The sequence below is a fragment of the Bacillus sp. AR4-2 genome (assembly GCF_008274865.1).
Classification (GTDB): Bacteria; Bacillota; Bacilli; order Bacillales; family Bacillaceae_G; genus Bacillus_A; species Bacillus_A cereus.
Map to the genome: position 1 here is coordinate 4,744,807 of NZ_CP031062.1, position 14,318 is coordinate 4,759,124.

Here is a 14,318-nt window from a genome sequence, read left to right on the forward strand (position 1 = left end):
GACATATACAAAAAGAAAACGAGCGAATAAATTCGCTCGTCTTCTTTTTCCTGTTATTCCGCACTTAATTGACTTTTTAATTGCTGTACAATCATTGGATTAGCAGGTGCTGCCGGTTTGTAATAACTCTTTTGCTTTGCATACTCATACATATTACGTTGGCGCGCCTCGTCTTGATTACGAATTTGAATTAACGTTTGATGTAACTGTTCATTATCAGACTGAGCAATATAATTTGCATAGCTTGTTAAACTTGCATTTAATCCTGCTAAATAATCATTTACCATATCTTTTTCATTCATTTTCCGCTTCCTCCTATCCTAGGAAAGTCATTAATTGCTGTTTCGTATTTCGTGCATCTTGCGCATCTTTTTGTAGCATTTGTTTCAGTTGTGGATCTGTACACGTCTGTGCATACTGCTCCAACTTGTTAATAATTGTTGCGTGTCCACCAATTAAATGACGTAAATTTTCTACTTCAAGCTCTGTTAAGTTTTGCATATAACATACCCGCCTTTCTTTGTTCATTCATCATTAGTATTTGGTTCTTTTTGGATTGTATTCATCAACTTTTCCCACATATAAACAAAATAAAAGATGAATAGCTAGGCCATTCATCTTTTATGCTAAATATTCATTCAATTTTATAAAGAAACAATCATACTTATACTCACAAGTAGGTTCCATACAATATGTAAAATGATGCTAGGTAAAATAGATTGTGTTTTCTTATATAACATAGCAAATACAATCCCCATAATCATTGCCGTAACTGGAAAACCACCATGAAGAATCCCAAAGATAAAGGAAGAAATAATGATACCAATTAGAAAACTATATTTCTTTTCAAAAAATCGATACAAAATACCTCTATATAAAATTTCTTCTTTAATTGGTGTAATTATAGCAACACTTAACACATATATAATACTTTGTAGACTATTTTGAAGTCCTAAGCTCCCTAATTGATCTCGTTGCTGCTCTGCACTTTCAAAGCTAAACAACTCTAACATTACATACTGAGTTAATGCAATGATGATAAAACCTATTAATAAATACAAGTAGGTTTTCCCATTTTTTAAAATAGATACATCCCATATGTTCTTAATAAAATGAAGCACTGGTTTATACGCAAATAAAACAATAGTAACAACAGCTGCATCAAATAGAAGTAAATAATAGCCCTCTAAATTAGCACGTAATACCTCTTCTCCAAAAATTCCAAGGGCTAAAGCAAGGAATAATCCCCCTAAGAGTGAGAACCCTAGAATGCTTGCAATCGTTACAACTAGATTTTTATATGTTATGTTATCTACTTCTCTTTCTGCATTATACGCGTCTAATACTGTTTTTCTCATACTATTCCTCCATTTGTTTTCATTACCTTAACAAAAACCTTTTAATACAAATATATAGATAATATAACAAATTTTTCAAAAAGAATAATATGCAATTTTACATATCATGAAAGCTTTGTATTATATAGTTTTTGGAATTAGATTACTATAGAATAATTATTAGATGAAATTCCAAAAATTTCTTATCTATCCACCATAACCCTCGCATCATATAAATTTTATTAGTTAAAGGAGCAATGAACATGAAAACACATGACTTCCTTACAGAAATCCAGAAGGGCTCTGAGCCTAGTCCATATCAAGATCCTACCGTATTCAGTTTCGTTTGCTTTTTCTTAGCCATATACACATTTTTCAAACCTGCTAAATAATATCATGTAATGAGAAAAAGCCTACCGCTCTTTTCGAATTATATGCACTAAAAAACCTTAGAATCACTTCTAAGGTTTTTGTTTGCCTCGCTTCTTATTCACGTAACCCTTTAATAAACGTTTCCAACAATACATGTAAACTTATATCTAAATCTAACGGCAAACCAAATCCGCCCTGTTGTTCAATCGAAGCAAATCCATGACAAATACTTCTAAATCCGCGTGTCGCATGAAGTGCATTCTCTCCTTCTAAGCCATACTGTTGTAAAACTCGAAGACAAAGCTTTACAATTCCGTCACCTGCTTTTCTTACTTCTTCATCTCGTAAAAAAGTTGCTTCATATAGTCCAGGATGTTTTCGGACAAATGCTACATATGCTTCTCCTAATGCATGAATTGCTTCATCCATACGTTTATCCTCGGCTGCTTCTTCCAGTTTGTTATGCAGCTGTTTTATTCCGTAAATACCAAGATGTTTCCGTACATCTTGTAACCCTTTTACATGATTATATAGTGAGGGCGAACGTATCCCTAATCTTTGCGCTAATGAAGCTAACGTTACTTCTTGTATTCCATTTGTATCTGCAATTTCTGCAGCTGTTTCTACAATTTTCTGTAATGTAAGTCCGATTCTCGGTGACATAAATTAACCCTCTTTCTTACTTTCTATATTCCGCTTCGCTTCTTTAATAGCAAGCTCTATGACAGCCCCTGGATCCTTTATCATTTTTCCGTGCCCTGCTGCAAGCAAGGAAGGCTCATATTCGCTTAGCTTCTGTGCACTTTGTAATGATATTTCTTTGCTCCACGTTGCCATCGCCGGAAACGGAAACCAAAGTTTTATTTGTCCCGAAACGGCCATACCTCCTCTTGTTTGGAATGCATCCCCAACAATAAGAGCTTTATTTCTTACATCAAGAAACGACATGGAGCCCGGCGTATGTCCCGGTGTCATAATCGCAAGAAGCGATCCAACTCGGTCGCCATCTTCCAATAAAACATCAGGTACCGTTTTTAATTTTTTAGGTACACCGCCTTTTATCGGTATATTCGGTTCATCCTTTTGTAACGTCGTATCTCCTTCTAACAGCTTTGCGTCCCGCTTAGAAATATAGACTGGAACATGAGGAAGTACTTCCTTTAATGCGTCTAATGCACCAATGTGATCATCATGCGCATGTGTTAATACAATTTTAGTAATTGGTTTTCCTATTTTCTCAGCCGCCTGTAAAATACCTTTTGCGCTATATGGCAAAGCCGCATCAATTAAAGTTAAACCATCTTCTTCCTCTACAAAGTAACAATTTACAGGAAACGCTCTTGGCAAAAATGACAATTGATATAACGTTTTTTCATGTATCATCCTCATAGTCCCATCTCCCTTTTCATGAAAACTAATACCATTAGTTTTATTATACTAATGGTATTAGTTTTATGTCACTAAAAAGTTCTTTTTTTCAAAAAAAAGAACAGTAGCCGTATAAAAGACTACTGTTCTTTAAAGATATTAAACTGTGTAACGCTCATCTTCTAAAATTTTCGCAGCGATTTCACGTTTCTTCGGAATTACGTTAAGTGGTGTGTGGCGAGTTAATTTACGTAATGATGATAACATCATGCGCAGCATGTCGCCGTTTTCAACTGCGATAAGTGTTTCTTTCGCATCTGCTTCGATTTCGTTAAATGCTTCTTGGCAGAATACTTCAGTGTATAACACTTTTTGTTTATTCTTTTCAAGACCAGTTGTTTTGATTGCTTTTTCTGTACGAAGAACAGCTGATTCCATTGCGTATAGATTGCTTACGATGTCAGCGATATTTACCAGAATTTCTTGCTCTTTATCTAATGCTTTACCGTATTTTTGAGCCGCTAATCCAGCTACCATTAAGCCGATTTTCTTCGCATTAGTTACTAAATACTTTTGAAGTGCTAATGGCTCATCGCCTACTTCTTCTGGCATCATCATCATTAACTCTTCTTGTAATTTTTGTGCTTTTTGAAGAAGTGGTAATTCACCTTTCATCGCTTTACGTAAGAACGTACCTGGTACGATTAGGCGGTTAATTTCGTTCGTTCCTTCGAAAATACGGTTAATACGAGAATCACGGTACATTCTTTCAATCTCGTACTCTGCCATAAATCCGTAACCACCGTGAATTTGAACACCTTCATCTACTGTATAGTCTAATACTTCAGAACCGAATACTTTGTTTAAAGAGCACTCGATTGCATATTCAGCGATAGAAGCTGCTACTGCTTTACCATCTTTTACTTCTTCTTCAGATAATGTGCTCATGCGGCTTTCGAATAAACCTACTGTACGATATACAGAGCTTTCAGCTGCATATGTTTTTGCTGCCATATTCGCAAGTTTCTCTTGAATTAATGGGAAGCGAGCGATTGGTTGTTTGAACTGTTGACGTTGGTTTGCATATTGTGCTGAAATTTCTACTGCACGTTTCGCAGATCCAACTGTACCAACACCTAATTTATAACGACCGATATTTAAAATGTTGAATGCGATAATATGACCTTTACCGATTTCACCAAGTAAGTTTTCTTTCGGTACTAACGCATCTTCTAAAATTAACGTACGAGTTGAAGAACATTTAATACCCATTTTCTTTTCTTCTGGGCTTGTAGATACGCCAGCGTAGTCTTTCTCTACGATAAATGCTGAGAAGTGCTCTCCATCGATTTTTGCATATACAATAAATACGTCAGCGAATGCAGAGTTTGTAATCCACTGTTTTTCACCGTTTAATACGTAATGTGTACCTTCTGCATTTAAACGTGCAGTTGTTTTTGCACCTAATGCGTCAGATCCTGAACCTGGCTCTGTTAATGCGTATGCAGCTAATTTTTCACCAGTTGCAAGTAATGGTAAATACTTTTTCTTTTGCTCTTCGTTACCGAATAATACGATTGGTAAAGATCCGATACCTACGTGAGCACCGTGAGTAATTGCAAAGCCACCAGCGCGAGAGAATTTCTCTGCGATTAACGCTGAGCTTACTTTATCAAGACCAATTCCGCCGTACTCTTCTGGAACGTCAGCGCCTAATAAACCAAGTTCCCCAGCTTCTTTTAAAAGACGAACTGAACGATCAAACTCATGTTGCTCTAAATATTCAAGCTCTGGAAGAACTTCATTTACAATAAAGTCCTCTGTCGTTTTTGCAATCATTTTATGCTCAGATGAAAAATCTTCTGGCGTAAACACTTGATCAATCGTAATCTCATCTACTAAAAAGCTACCGCCTTTAACCGCATTTCCTACTGTTTTTTCCATGAAAATTTCCTCCTTCATATTTTCATGAGCCGCTTCTCTCTTTTTGAAAGAAGCTGGCTCTCCCTTTTTTTATAAACCTTTGTTGCTTCCATTCTTTGCTTTAGCGTCGTCTCGTTCTGAGCGAACCGCTTCCACTTTTTTTATAATCCAGTTCCAGTGGCTAAAACAGTCGGTCGTTTCACCCCTTCCTGTGAGGCAAAAAGCGCCTCTTCGTCAGGGCTTCCAACGCCCTCCTGTTCTAAACGAGCCACCTGCACTTTTTATCTAATCCAGTTCCAGCGGCTAGAATGTTCGGTGGCTTCGCTTCTTCCTGCGAGGCAAAGAACGCCTCTACGTCTGAAGCTCCATCCCCCTCTCATTCTGAGCGAGCCGCTTCCACTTTTTTTAAAGTAATTCAAATACTCCCGCTGCTCCCATTCCGCCGCCGATACACATTGTTACGATACCGAATTGTTCGTTGCGGCGTTTCATTTCGTGAATAAGAGATAGTGTTAGTTTTGCTCCTGTACAGCCAAGTGGATGTCCAAGTGCGATTGCACCACCGTTTACGTTTACTTTTTCTTCATCTAAACCAAGTTCACGAATAACTTGAATTGATTGAGAAGCGAATGCTTCATTTAGTTCAAATAAGCCAATATCAGATAGCTCTAAGCCAGCTAGTTTTAGCGCTTTTGGAATTGCAGCGATTGGGCCGATTCCCATTACTTCTGGTGGTACGCCAGCTACTGCAAATGAACGGAATTTCGCAAGTGGCTTCATGCCATCGCTCACTGCTTTTTCGCGATCCATTAATAGTACAGATGCTGCACCGTCACTCATTTGTGAAGAGTTACCAGCTGTTACAGAACCGCGAACGTTAAATGCTGGACGTAATTTCCCTAAAATGTCTAGCGTCGTCTCTGCTCTTACACCTTCGTCTTGTGCGAAAGTGATTGTTTCTTCTTGCAGTTTATTGTTTGATCCAACCGAGCGTAACGTCACATCTACAGGTACTGTTTCATCAGCAAAGTTTCCTGCAGCTAATGCTTTCGCAGCACGTTGATGACTTCTTACTGCAAATGCATCTTGCTCTTCACGAGAAATTCCATATTTCACAGCAACTTGCTCTGCTGTATGTCCCATACCCATATAATATTCTGGAGCCGCTTCTACAAGGCGACTATTCGGACGAACAACGTGTCCCATCATTGGAACTAAACTCATTGATTCTGCTCCGCCTGATAATACAGCTTCAGAGTGACCAAGCATAATACGCTCTGCTCCGTAAGCGATACTTTGTAAACCTGAAGAACAGTAACGGTTAATCGTAATAGCTGGAACATCGTAAGAAAGTCCTGCTAATCCGCCGATATTACGAGCCATATTTAAACCTTGCTCTGCTTCTGGCATCGCACAACCGAAAATTAAATCATCGATTGGTCCTTCATAATTCGCACGCTTTAACGTTTCCTTTACTACTAACGCCCCTAGATCGTCAGGACGAACTGTTTTTAATGAACCCCTCTTTGCCTTTCCAATTGGTGTTCTTGCTCCCGCAACAATGACAGCTTCTCTCATGAACGATATCTCCCCTCGTTATTAGTTACGTAATGGCTTTCCTTTTACAAGCATGTGCTGCATTCTTGCTTGTGATTTCATCTCACTTACTAAGCTAATAAATGCTTCACGTTCTACATCTAATAAATATTGCTCATCAACTTCTGTTCCGTACGGTACTTTTCCGCCCGCAATGACATATGCAAGTTTCTTCGCAATGTGAAGGTCATACTCTGAAATGTAACCAGATAAATGCATTGCTTCTGCACCAAGTGCAAGAGTTGCATATCCTGTTTCCCCAACAACTGGTATCTTTTTGCGGATTGGCGCTTTGTAACCAGCTTCATATAAAGCAAGTGCTTTCTGTTTCGCATCGTATAGTAAGTGATCACCATTCACACTAATACCATCTTTATCACCTAAGAAGTTATGAGAAACTGCTTCTTGTCCTGAAGTTGAAACTTTCGCCATTGCGACTGTTTCGAACACTTTATTTGCAACTTTTTGCAGATCAAACTCTACACCGTTTGCCATTTTGTTTAAGTGTTTAATGTATAGCTCTTTATTACCGCCTCCGCCAGGGATTAAGCCAACACCAACTTCTACTAAGCCCATATACGTTTCACTAGAAGCTTGAATGCTCGCTGCTGGTAAGCAAACTTCTGTACCTCCGCCAAGCGTCATACCATATGGTGCTGCTACAACTGGCTTAGAAGAGTACTTAATTTTCGTCATTGCATCTTGGAAGTTTTTCACAACTAACTCAATTTCAAAGTAGTTGTCGTCTTGTGCTTCCATTAAGATCATTGCTAGGTTCGCACCAACGCAGAAGTTCTTCGATTGGTTACCGATAACAAGACCTTTATAATTCTTTTCTACTTCATCAACAGCGTAGTTAATCATTTGCGTAATATCCATACCGATTGCATTGCTCTTCGAATGGAACTCTAAGCAAAGGATGCCGTCGCCTAAATCAATTAAGCTCGCTCCGCTATTTTTCTTTAATACACCATTTTTCGCTTTTAATTGCTTAAGAGAAATTGCTTTTTTATTACGCTCGATTAGCTTATATTCGCCATTATCGTAATAGTAGCTATCGCCGTTATCATGTTTATAGAAAGTAGTGAAACCTTTCTCTAACATTTCTTTCACCCAAGTAGGAACAACTACGCCGTTTTCTTCCATCTTTTGAACAGATTTTTCAACGCCGATTGCATCCCACACTTCAAATGGCCCTTGCTCCCATCCAAAGCCCCACTTCATCGCTTGGTCAATTGCAACGATATCGTCAGCAATTTCTTTATGAAGTTTTGCAGAGTATAAAAGAGTTGGTGTAATGATGTTCCATAATAACTCTCCTGCACGGTCTTTCGCGTATACAAGCGCTTTCAATTTATTCGCTAATCCTTTTTCTTGTTTACTTAACTCTACGGATGCAGCTTTTAATTTTTTACGCGCTTCGTATTCCATCGTTTCAGGATTTAATTCTAAAATTTCTTTTCCTTGTTTTAAGAAGAAGCCTTGACCCGTTTTACTTCCAAGCCATTTTTTCTCAAGCATGTCATGCATGAAAGCTGGTACTTTAAATACATCACGCTCTTCTTCTTGCACATTTTCATATACGTTATTTGCAACGTGTACGAATGTATCTAAACCGACAACATCTAATGTGCGGAACGTTGCGCTCTTCGGACGACCAATAAGTGGGCCTGTTACAGAATCAACTTCCCCAATGCTATAGCCGCGTTTTACCATCTCTTGAAGAGTAACAAGTAAACCGTACGTACCGATGCGGTTTCCAATAAAGTTTGGTGTATCTTTTGCGATAACAACGCCTTTTCCAAGAACGTCTTCGCCAAATAGTTTCATGAAGCTTAATACTTGTGGATCTGTTTCTTTCGTCGGTATTACCTCTAGAAGTTTTAAATATCGTGGTGGGTTAAAAAAGTGTGTGCCTAAGAAGTGTTTCTGGAAGTCGTCTGAACGACCTTCTGCCATTTTTTCAACTGAAATACCTGACGTATTCGAGCTTACGATAGAACCCGGTTTACGAACCGCATCTACTTTTTCAAATAGTTTCTTTTTAATATCTAAGTTTTCAACTACTACTTCAATAATCCAATCTACATCAGCTAGACGCTCAAGGTCATCTTCTAAGTTACCTGCTTCAATCAGTGCTAAATTTCCTTTCACTGTCAGAGGAGCTGGTTTTTGCTTTAATAGTTTTTGCACAGCCGTATTACTAAAACGATTTCTCACACTTTTATGTTCTAATGTAAGTCCCTTCGCTTCTTCTTCTTTCGTAAGCGCAGGTGGTACAATATCAAGCAATAATGTCGGAATACCAATATTAGCTAAGTGTGCCGCAATTCCCGAACCCATTACGCCTGAACCTAGAACAGCAGCCTTTTTAATTTGGAACATCCAATTCTCCCCCTATTCTTGAATGAATGCTCATTCAATTTTTCGACATAAGTCGCAATCAATGAGTGAGCCTCTACTAATAAATATATGATACTGTTTAAATTTTCGCAATATATTTATTGATAAAATTTTCTGAAATAAATATTTTTCTTTTATTTGCCCATGCTATATATGTATTTTCTTCACTAAAATACACTTTCCCTTTTTATAATCTGACGAAACTGGAGGAATATATATGGCAAAACTTAAGAAGAACCCTTCAAAGGCTGGAATTAGTGCAGCTAGTGTAACTGGAAACGCAGGTCCGCATAACCACGGCGTGGAAAAAGGACGTCAAGGTAATAACCAACAATATAAAAAGCATAATATGGGCGAAAAATAACGCTATATTTTTGGGCAGAGAACGTGGCATAATGATTAATGGCTGCTTTTTCTGCCCAATTTATTTGTAACAAATGAGGGAATTATAATGAAACGAACAATAGTTATGATTGTAATGATTGCCACACTATTTACAGGGATGATTTTCTTCTCTTATGCACAAAGGCAACAAGCTGTAAGAGCTGATCAACCTAATATTACTGGGCAATATGGAGTTACAATCGATGCAGACACAGGTGAAGTTTTGTATGGAAAACGCGAAGACGAACGCTCTTATCCGGCTAGTATAGCCAAAATGATGACAACCCTTCTTTTACTAGAGAATGTAAAAGAGGATGAAGAAATTACAGTTACAGAAAACGCAATTAAAACAGAAAGTCAAAGTAAGAAAATTAAACTTCGTGCTGGAGAAAAATTAAAGCGTGATGAGGCATTAAAACTTATGCTTATCATTAGTGCAGATCCAATAGCTGAATCAATTGCAGAACATATTGCAGGATCAAAAAATGAATTTGTAAAAATGATGAATGCTAGAGCGAAGGAACTCGGTACAAAGCATGCGACTTTCAAGAACGCAAGTGGTGCTGATGCACTTGGAAATAAAGTATCGCCATATGACATTGCTATTATTACGAAAGAAGCATTAAAGTATCCAGTTGTTTTAGAATATATGAATTCAACACGTACAACTCTACATACTTCAGAACGCTCTCCAAACATCGCAAACTACGGACGAGAAGAACTATATGACGATCCATATGCGATTGGAAGTAAAAGCGGTCTATCAGCACTCGGAAAATATACAGTCGTAACAGTGGATGAAAAAGACGGTAAACGCGTCATTAACGTCGTATTATCTTCTACTCGCGCGCAACTATATCCTGATACGAAAAAAATGGCACATTACGCATTTCAGCAATTAAAATAACCAAGGAGTATTTTCTCCTTGGTTATTTTTTAACCATACCTTTTAATACGAACGCAACGTTTGCTGGACGCTCTGCTAGACGACGCATGAAATATCCATACCAGTCGTTTCCATAAGGTACGTAAACACGCATTTTGTAGCCTTCTTTTACTAGCTCAAGTTGACGCTCATTACGAATACCATATAACATTTGGAATTCAAATTGATCCCTTGGAATATTATGTTCTTCAGCAAGTTTTTTTGTATATTCAATAATCGCTTCGTCATGTGAAGCAATTGCAGTATAATTTCCATTTAATAAGTGCATTTTAATAATCTTTTTATAATTGTCATCTACATCTTTCTTGTCCGGGAACGCCACTTCTTCAGGTTCTTTATAAGCTCCTTTTACAAGACGTAAATTAGGTTTATAAGCATTTAAATCCTCAATATCTTTTTCTGTACGATATAGGTAAGCTTGAATAACAGTACCAATATTATCGTACTCAGATTTTAACTGTTTAAAGATATCAATTGTCTTTCCGCAGCGTGTATAATCTTCCATATCAATTGTAACGAACACACCATTTTCTTTTGCAGCTTCTAAAATACGGCGCATATTGTTCATTACGATTTCATCAGAGATATCTAATCCCATAGAAGTCATCTTTAAAGAAAGCTGCGAATCAAGACCTTCTCTTCCAATTGCACGGATCGCTTCAATCGATTGGTTAGCCATTTCATTTGCTTCCGCTTCATTATCAACGAATTCACCTAAATAATCGATTGTTACACAAAGACCTTGCTTATTTAATTGTTGAATGGCAGCTGTCGCTAATTCAATCGTCTCCCCTGCGACGAAGCGACCTGCACCAAAGCGTAAACCGTACTTTTTAGCCAGTTTTGTTAGCGCTTTATTTTTAGATAAGAAAAGAAACGAATTTCGCATTAATTGTTCCATGTAATTCACCCCTATGACTGTAATTTATCTGTTTTTTACCCCTCTTCAAAATTATATCATTGTTTAAAATTATTGGATACAAATAATTATTTAGATAATTTATAAAATACTATAAAAACATTTAAAAACCTATATTTCTGCTTATAAATATACCTGAAATATTTTTCGACATTTAGAAAAATGGAGTTTAATAGGCATAAAATAGGCATGTCGAAAATATTCGACATGCCTATAAAATCCTTTATATTCCATGTAAATTATATAAGGATATTAATACAGAAAACTTGCGATTATATTTACCTCAAGTTTTTTTATTGCTCATTTCGCTTCTCTTCATTCAGCCTTTTAATACCTGTAATTAACTGTACCATCTCTTCTTTCGCATCTGGATAAGTTTCATTCCAATGCTTTACTAAAGCTGGCATCGTCTTAGCTATGTAAGAATACAGTGCCCACTTCTGTACCTGTTCTTTTCTCTCTTCATTGCTCTCTCCAAGTAATAATTCCGTGTATTTCTCTAACAACCCGTCAAATTGTTCATTAAACTTTTCACTCATCTTATTTACCTCCTATATGAAAAAAGCAGCGAAGATCGCTGCTTTTTCTTATAATTTTGATCGAACAGAGTTTAATTTTTTCTCCATTGTGCTTACTTTATCACGACGATCATCAATACGAATAGTTGTTGCAACACGCTGTGCACCTTTCGTATATGGAACTTCATGCATTTGTTGAATTACTTCTAGAATGACAGGAAGATCTCCTTCAATAATTGTATTCATCGGTGTTAATTGATACTTCACGCGATCTGCATTTTTCTCTAGCACCTTTTGTACTTCTGCTACATATTCACTAACACTTGGATTACCTGTTCCTACTGGAATAATCGATACATCAACAATTGCCATAGTAGTCTTCCTCCTATAATCGTTTCTTATATATCCATTGTCTATTTTACCGAAATCCTCATCATTTTACTAATATGTTACTCTTCCACTTTAAACTGCTCGACTAATCTTTCTAAATCTCTCATATGTTCTGTCAAACTTTCCATCGTGTGAGCTACCTTTTCTAAATGATTCACCTGTGATTCCGTTGCAGCATGTACCTCTTCAGAAACAGCTGCACTTTCTTGACTCGTACCAGCAATTGTATGCATTACCGCTGTAATTTCCCCTTGCTCATAACCTATGTTATGTACCTCTTCTACAATTTTTTCAACTGAAGTACTAATCGTATTTACAACTGACATAATTGTACGGAACTCCATTTCCGCCTCTGTCGTCACTTTATTTTGCATATCTGCAATGTCTTTCAATTTACTTACAACTTCTACAACCCTTTTTACTTCTAATTGTACATCACCAATCATCATTGTGATTTCTCCGGTTGCCTCTTTTGATTGTTCCGCTAATTTCCGAACCTCTTCAGCAACAACCGCAAATCCCTTACCTTGCTCACCTGCACGGGCAGCTTCAATCGATGCATTTAAAGCAAGTAAATTTGTTTGATCCGAAATACCTTTTATAAGCTCAACAACATTTTGAATCGATCCAACTCTTTGTTCTAACTTATCCGATGCTTCTTCTGTATGAACAACAATCGAAGATGATTGTCCCCTCGTACGGATTAAATTCCTCATTGTATTTAATCCTTGCTTAGATGCCTCTTCCGCTTTGCCAGCCACTCCTTTTATTTCACCAACGGAGCTATTCATTTGTTCTACTGACTCCGCCATATTCTCGAGCTGAGCTGAAACTTCATCCACACTATTCGCAAGAGTAGAAGCTCCTCCGCTCACATCATCCATCGCTCCTGAAACTTCTCTACTAGCCGCTACTGTTTCGTTCGTTAAATAATGTAAACTATTCGTTGATTGTTGCACCGTTGATACGCTGTTTTTAATTTTACTTACCATTTCATTCATTTGTTCAACCATATCATTAAAGTGCTTAGTCAACTCTCCAACTTCATCTTTACTTGTCACTTTCATTCGCAGCGTTAAATCGCCTTCTGCTACTTTTTGCACGTGATTCTTTAATAGTTGCAGTGGTCTTGCTAATCTTCTTGAGAACAAGTAGGAAGCTACGATTCCAACTAATAAACTAATACATGCCATTATAATAACTGTATTTCTCGTACTATTTAATAGCCCATCGATCGTTTCTTTCGGATAAAAGATTCCTATCGTCCATTTCATCGTGTCAAATGATTGACTATAAACAACTACATCTTCACCTTTTATTGTAGTGACCGCATATTTTGTTACCTCTTTATTTAAGCTCTGTATAAGTGGCTCTTTAGAAACATCTTTCCCTATCTTTTCTGGATAAACAAGAGCCATATTTTTATCATTTATAATAAACATTTCTCCGTCATTATTGTATTGAATATTGTGAAGCAACTTCTGAATCGTACCAAGCGATACATCCATCGCAACAACGCCTAATACAGATCCATCTTGAGCTGTAATTGCTTTAGAAACACCTACACTTAACTTTCCTGTTGCAATTTCATAAGAAGGTTGTCCCCAATGGACCTTTTTTACATCAGCCTCTGAATCTTTATACCATGATCTTGTCGTTGGGTCATATCCTTCTGGCACTTGCCCACCTTCAGCAAGATTGGCACTTAATGTTTTTTTATCTTTCGTACCAATATATAAATCTAAAATACCAGGATGATTCTTTTTATACTCCGCAAACTCTTTCGTTAAAAACGCTTCCTCTTCTGGAGTAACCCCACCTTGAAGTATATTACGAATCATCTCACTGTTCGCGTAATACCCCATATCTTCATCCGTTCTTTGAACAAATGTCGTAAGTTGCTCTGTCACAAGATCCATCGCATTTTGAGAATACTCGTCTAAGGAACGCACTTCCTTTTCTTTCTGTAATTGATACACAGCTGTACCCAATATTACGAACATCATAGAAATAAGTACTGAAAACACTACCGCAATTTTTAAACGTAAACTTTTTAACATCTTCCCCCCAGCATCCCCTTCGCATTAAATTAAAATCTTATTAATCACTATATTAAGTATAATAGATAAAATTAAAAAATTGAAATTAATTCTCACCTTAAT

At 37.1% G+C, this 14,318-nt stretch carries 14 protein-coding genes; 2 read left to right on the top strand and 12 right to left on the bottom strand.

What is annotated here, in order from left to right:
- Positions 1-53: 53 nt before the first annotated feature.
- The 8 genes from DN399_RS24680 to DN399_RS24715 form a co-directional block, all read right to left on the bottom strand.
- Positions 54-302 (bottom strand): spore coat protein, encoded by a 249-nt coding sequence (locus DN399_RS24680; RefSeq protein WP_001002981.1) that lies wholly within the window; start codon positions 300-302, stop codon positions 54-56.
- Positions 303-315: 13 nt separating this feature from the next.
- The gene (locus DN399_RS24685) at positions 316-501 is read right to left on the bottom strand and encodes a hypothetical protein (RefSeq protein ID WP_001180555.1); all 186 of its coding nucleotides are present in this window, start codon (positions 499-501) and stop codon (positions 316-318) included.
- 143 nt (positions 502-644) lie between these two features.
- A complete protein-coding gene (locus tag DN399_RS24690; protein WP_149150014.1) occupies positions 645-1,358 on the bottom strand; it encodes a CPBP family intramembrane glutamic endopeptidase in 714 nt (237 codons plus the stop codon).
- Between the two features lie 465 nt (positions 1,359-1,823).
- The gene (locus DN399_RS24695) at positions 1,824-2,372 is read right to left on the bottom strand and encodes a TetR/AcrR family transcriptional regulator (protein WP_000074934.1); all 549 of its coding nucleotides are present in this window, start codon (positions 2,370-2,372) and stop codon (positions 1,824-1,826) included.
- 3 nt (positions 2,373-2,375) lie between these two features.
- On the bottom strand, positions 2,376-3,098 hold the full coding sequence (locus tag DN399_RS24700; protein WP_139848885.1) for an MBL fold metallo-hydrolase: 723 nt from the start codon (positions 3,096-3,098) through the stop codon (positions 2,376-2,378).
- Positions 3,099-3,236: 138 nt separating this feature from the next.
- Positions 3,237-5,021 carry an acyl-CoA dehydrogenase family protein gene (locus DN399_RS24705; protein WP_000416282.1) on the bottom strand — a complete coding sequence of 595 codons (1,785 nt, stop codon included), beginning with the start codon at positions 5,019-5,021 and terminating at the stop codon, positions 3,237-3,239.
- Positions 5,022-5,405: 384 nt separating this feature from the next.
- Positions 5,406-6,578: an acetyl-CoA C-acetyltransferase gene (locus DN399_RS24710; RefSeq protein ID WP_001206324.1), complete on the bottom strand. Its 1,173-nt coding sequence runs from the start codon at positions 6,576-6,578 to the stop codon at positions 5,406-5,408.
- Positions 6,579-6,599: 21 nt separating this feature from the next.
- On the bottom strand, positions 6,600-8,981 hold the full coding sequence (locus DN399_RS24715; RefSeq protein ID WP_000486377.1) for a 3-hydroxyacyl-CoA dehydrogenase/enoyl-CoA hydratase family protein: 2,382 nt from the start codon (positions 8,979-8,981) through the stop codon (positions 6,600-6,602).
- Positions 8,982-9,216: 235 nt separating this feature from the next.
- On the opposite strand from DN399_RS24715, the gene DN399_RS24720 reads away from it, so the two are divergent.
- Positions 9,217-9,363: a YuzL family protein gene (locus DN399_RS24720; protein WP_001096344.1), complete on the top strand. Its 147-nt coding sequence runs from the start codon at positions 9,217-9,219 to the stop codon at positions 9,361-9,363.
- A gap of 87 nt (positions 9,364-9,450) precedes the next feature.
- The gene (locus DN399_RS24725) at positions 9,451-10,290 is read left to right on the top strand and encodes a D-alanyl-D-alanine carboxypeptidase family protein (RefSeq protein ID WP_000831462.1); all 840 of its coding nucleotides are present in this window, start codon (positions 9,451-9,453) and stop codon (positions 10,288-10,290) included.
- Positions 10,291-10,312: 22 nt separating this feature from the next.
- Here DN399_RS24725 and DN399_RS24730 read toward each other — a convergent pair whose 3' ends face one another.
- The 4 genes from DN399_RS24730 to DN399_RS24745 all read right to left on the bottom strand — a co-directional run bounded on the left by DN399_RS24730 (position 10,313) and on the right by DN399_RS24745 (position 14,216).
- Positions 10,313-11,230: a proline dehydrogenase family protein gene (locus DN399_RS24730; RefSeq protein WP_000436783.1), complete on the bottom strand. Its 918-nt coding sequence runs from the start codon at positions 11,228-11,230 to the stop codon at positions 10,313-10,315.
- A gap of 311 nt (positions 11,231-11,541) precedes the next feature.
- Positions 11,542-11,787: a YusU family protein gene (locus DN399_RS24735; protein WP_149150015.1), complete on the bottom strand. Its 246-nt coding sequence runs from the start codon at positions 11,785-11,787 to the stop codon at positions 11,542-11,544.
- 48 nt (positions 11,788-11,835) lie between these two features.
- Entirely contained in the window at positions 11,836-12,138 is a 303-nt protein-coding gene (locus DN399_RS24740) for an MTH1187 family thiamine-binding protein (RefSeq protein ID WP_001018860.1), read from the bottom strand.
- 77 nt (positions 12,139-12,215) lie between these two features.
- Positions 12,216-14,216: a methyl-accepting chemotaxis protein gene (locus DN399_RS24745; protein WP_149150016.1), complete on the bottom strand. Its 2,001-nt coding sequence runs from the start codon at positions 14,214-14,216 to the stop codon at positions 12,216-12,218.
- Between the last annotated feature and the right edge of the window lie 102 nt (positions 14,217-14,318).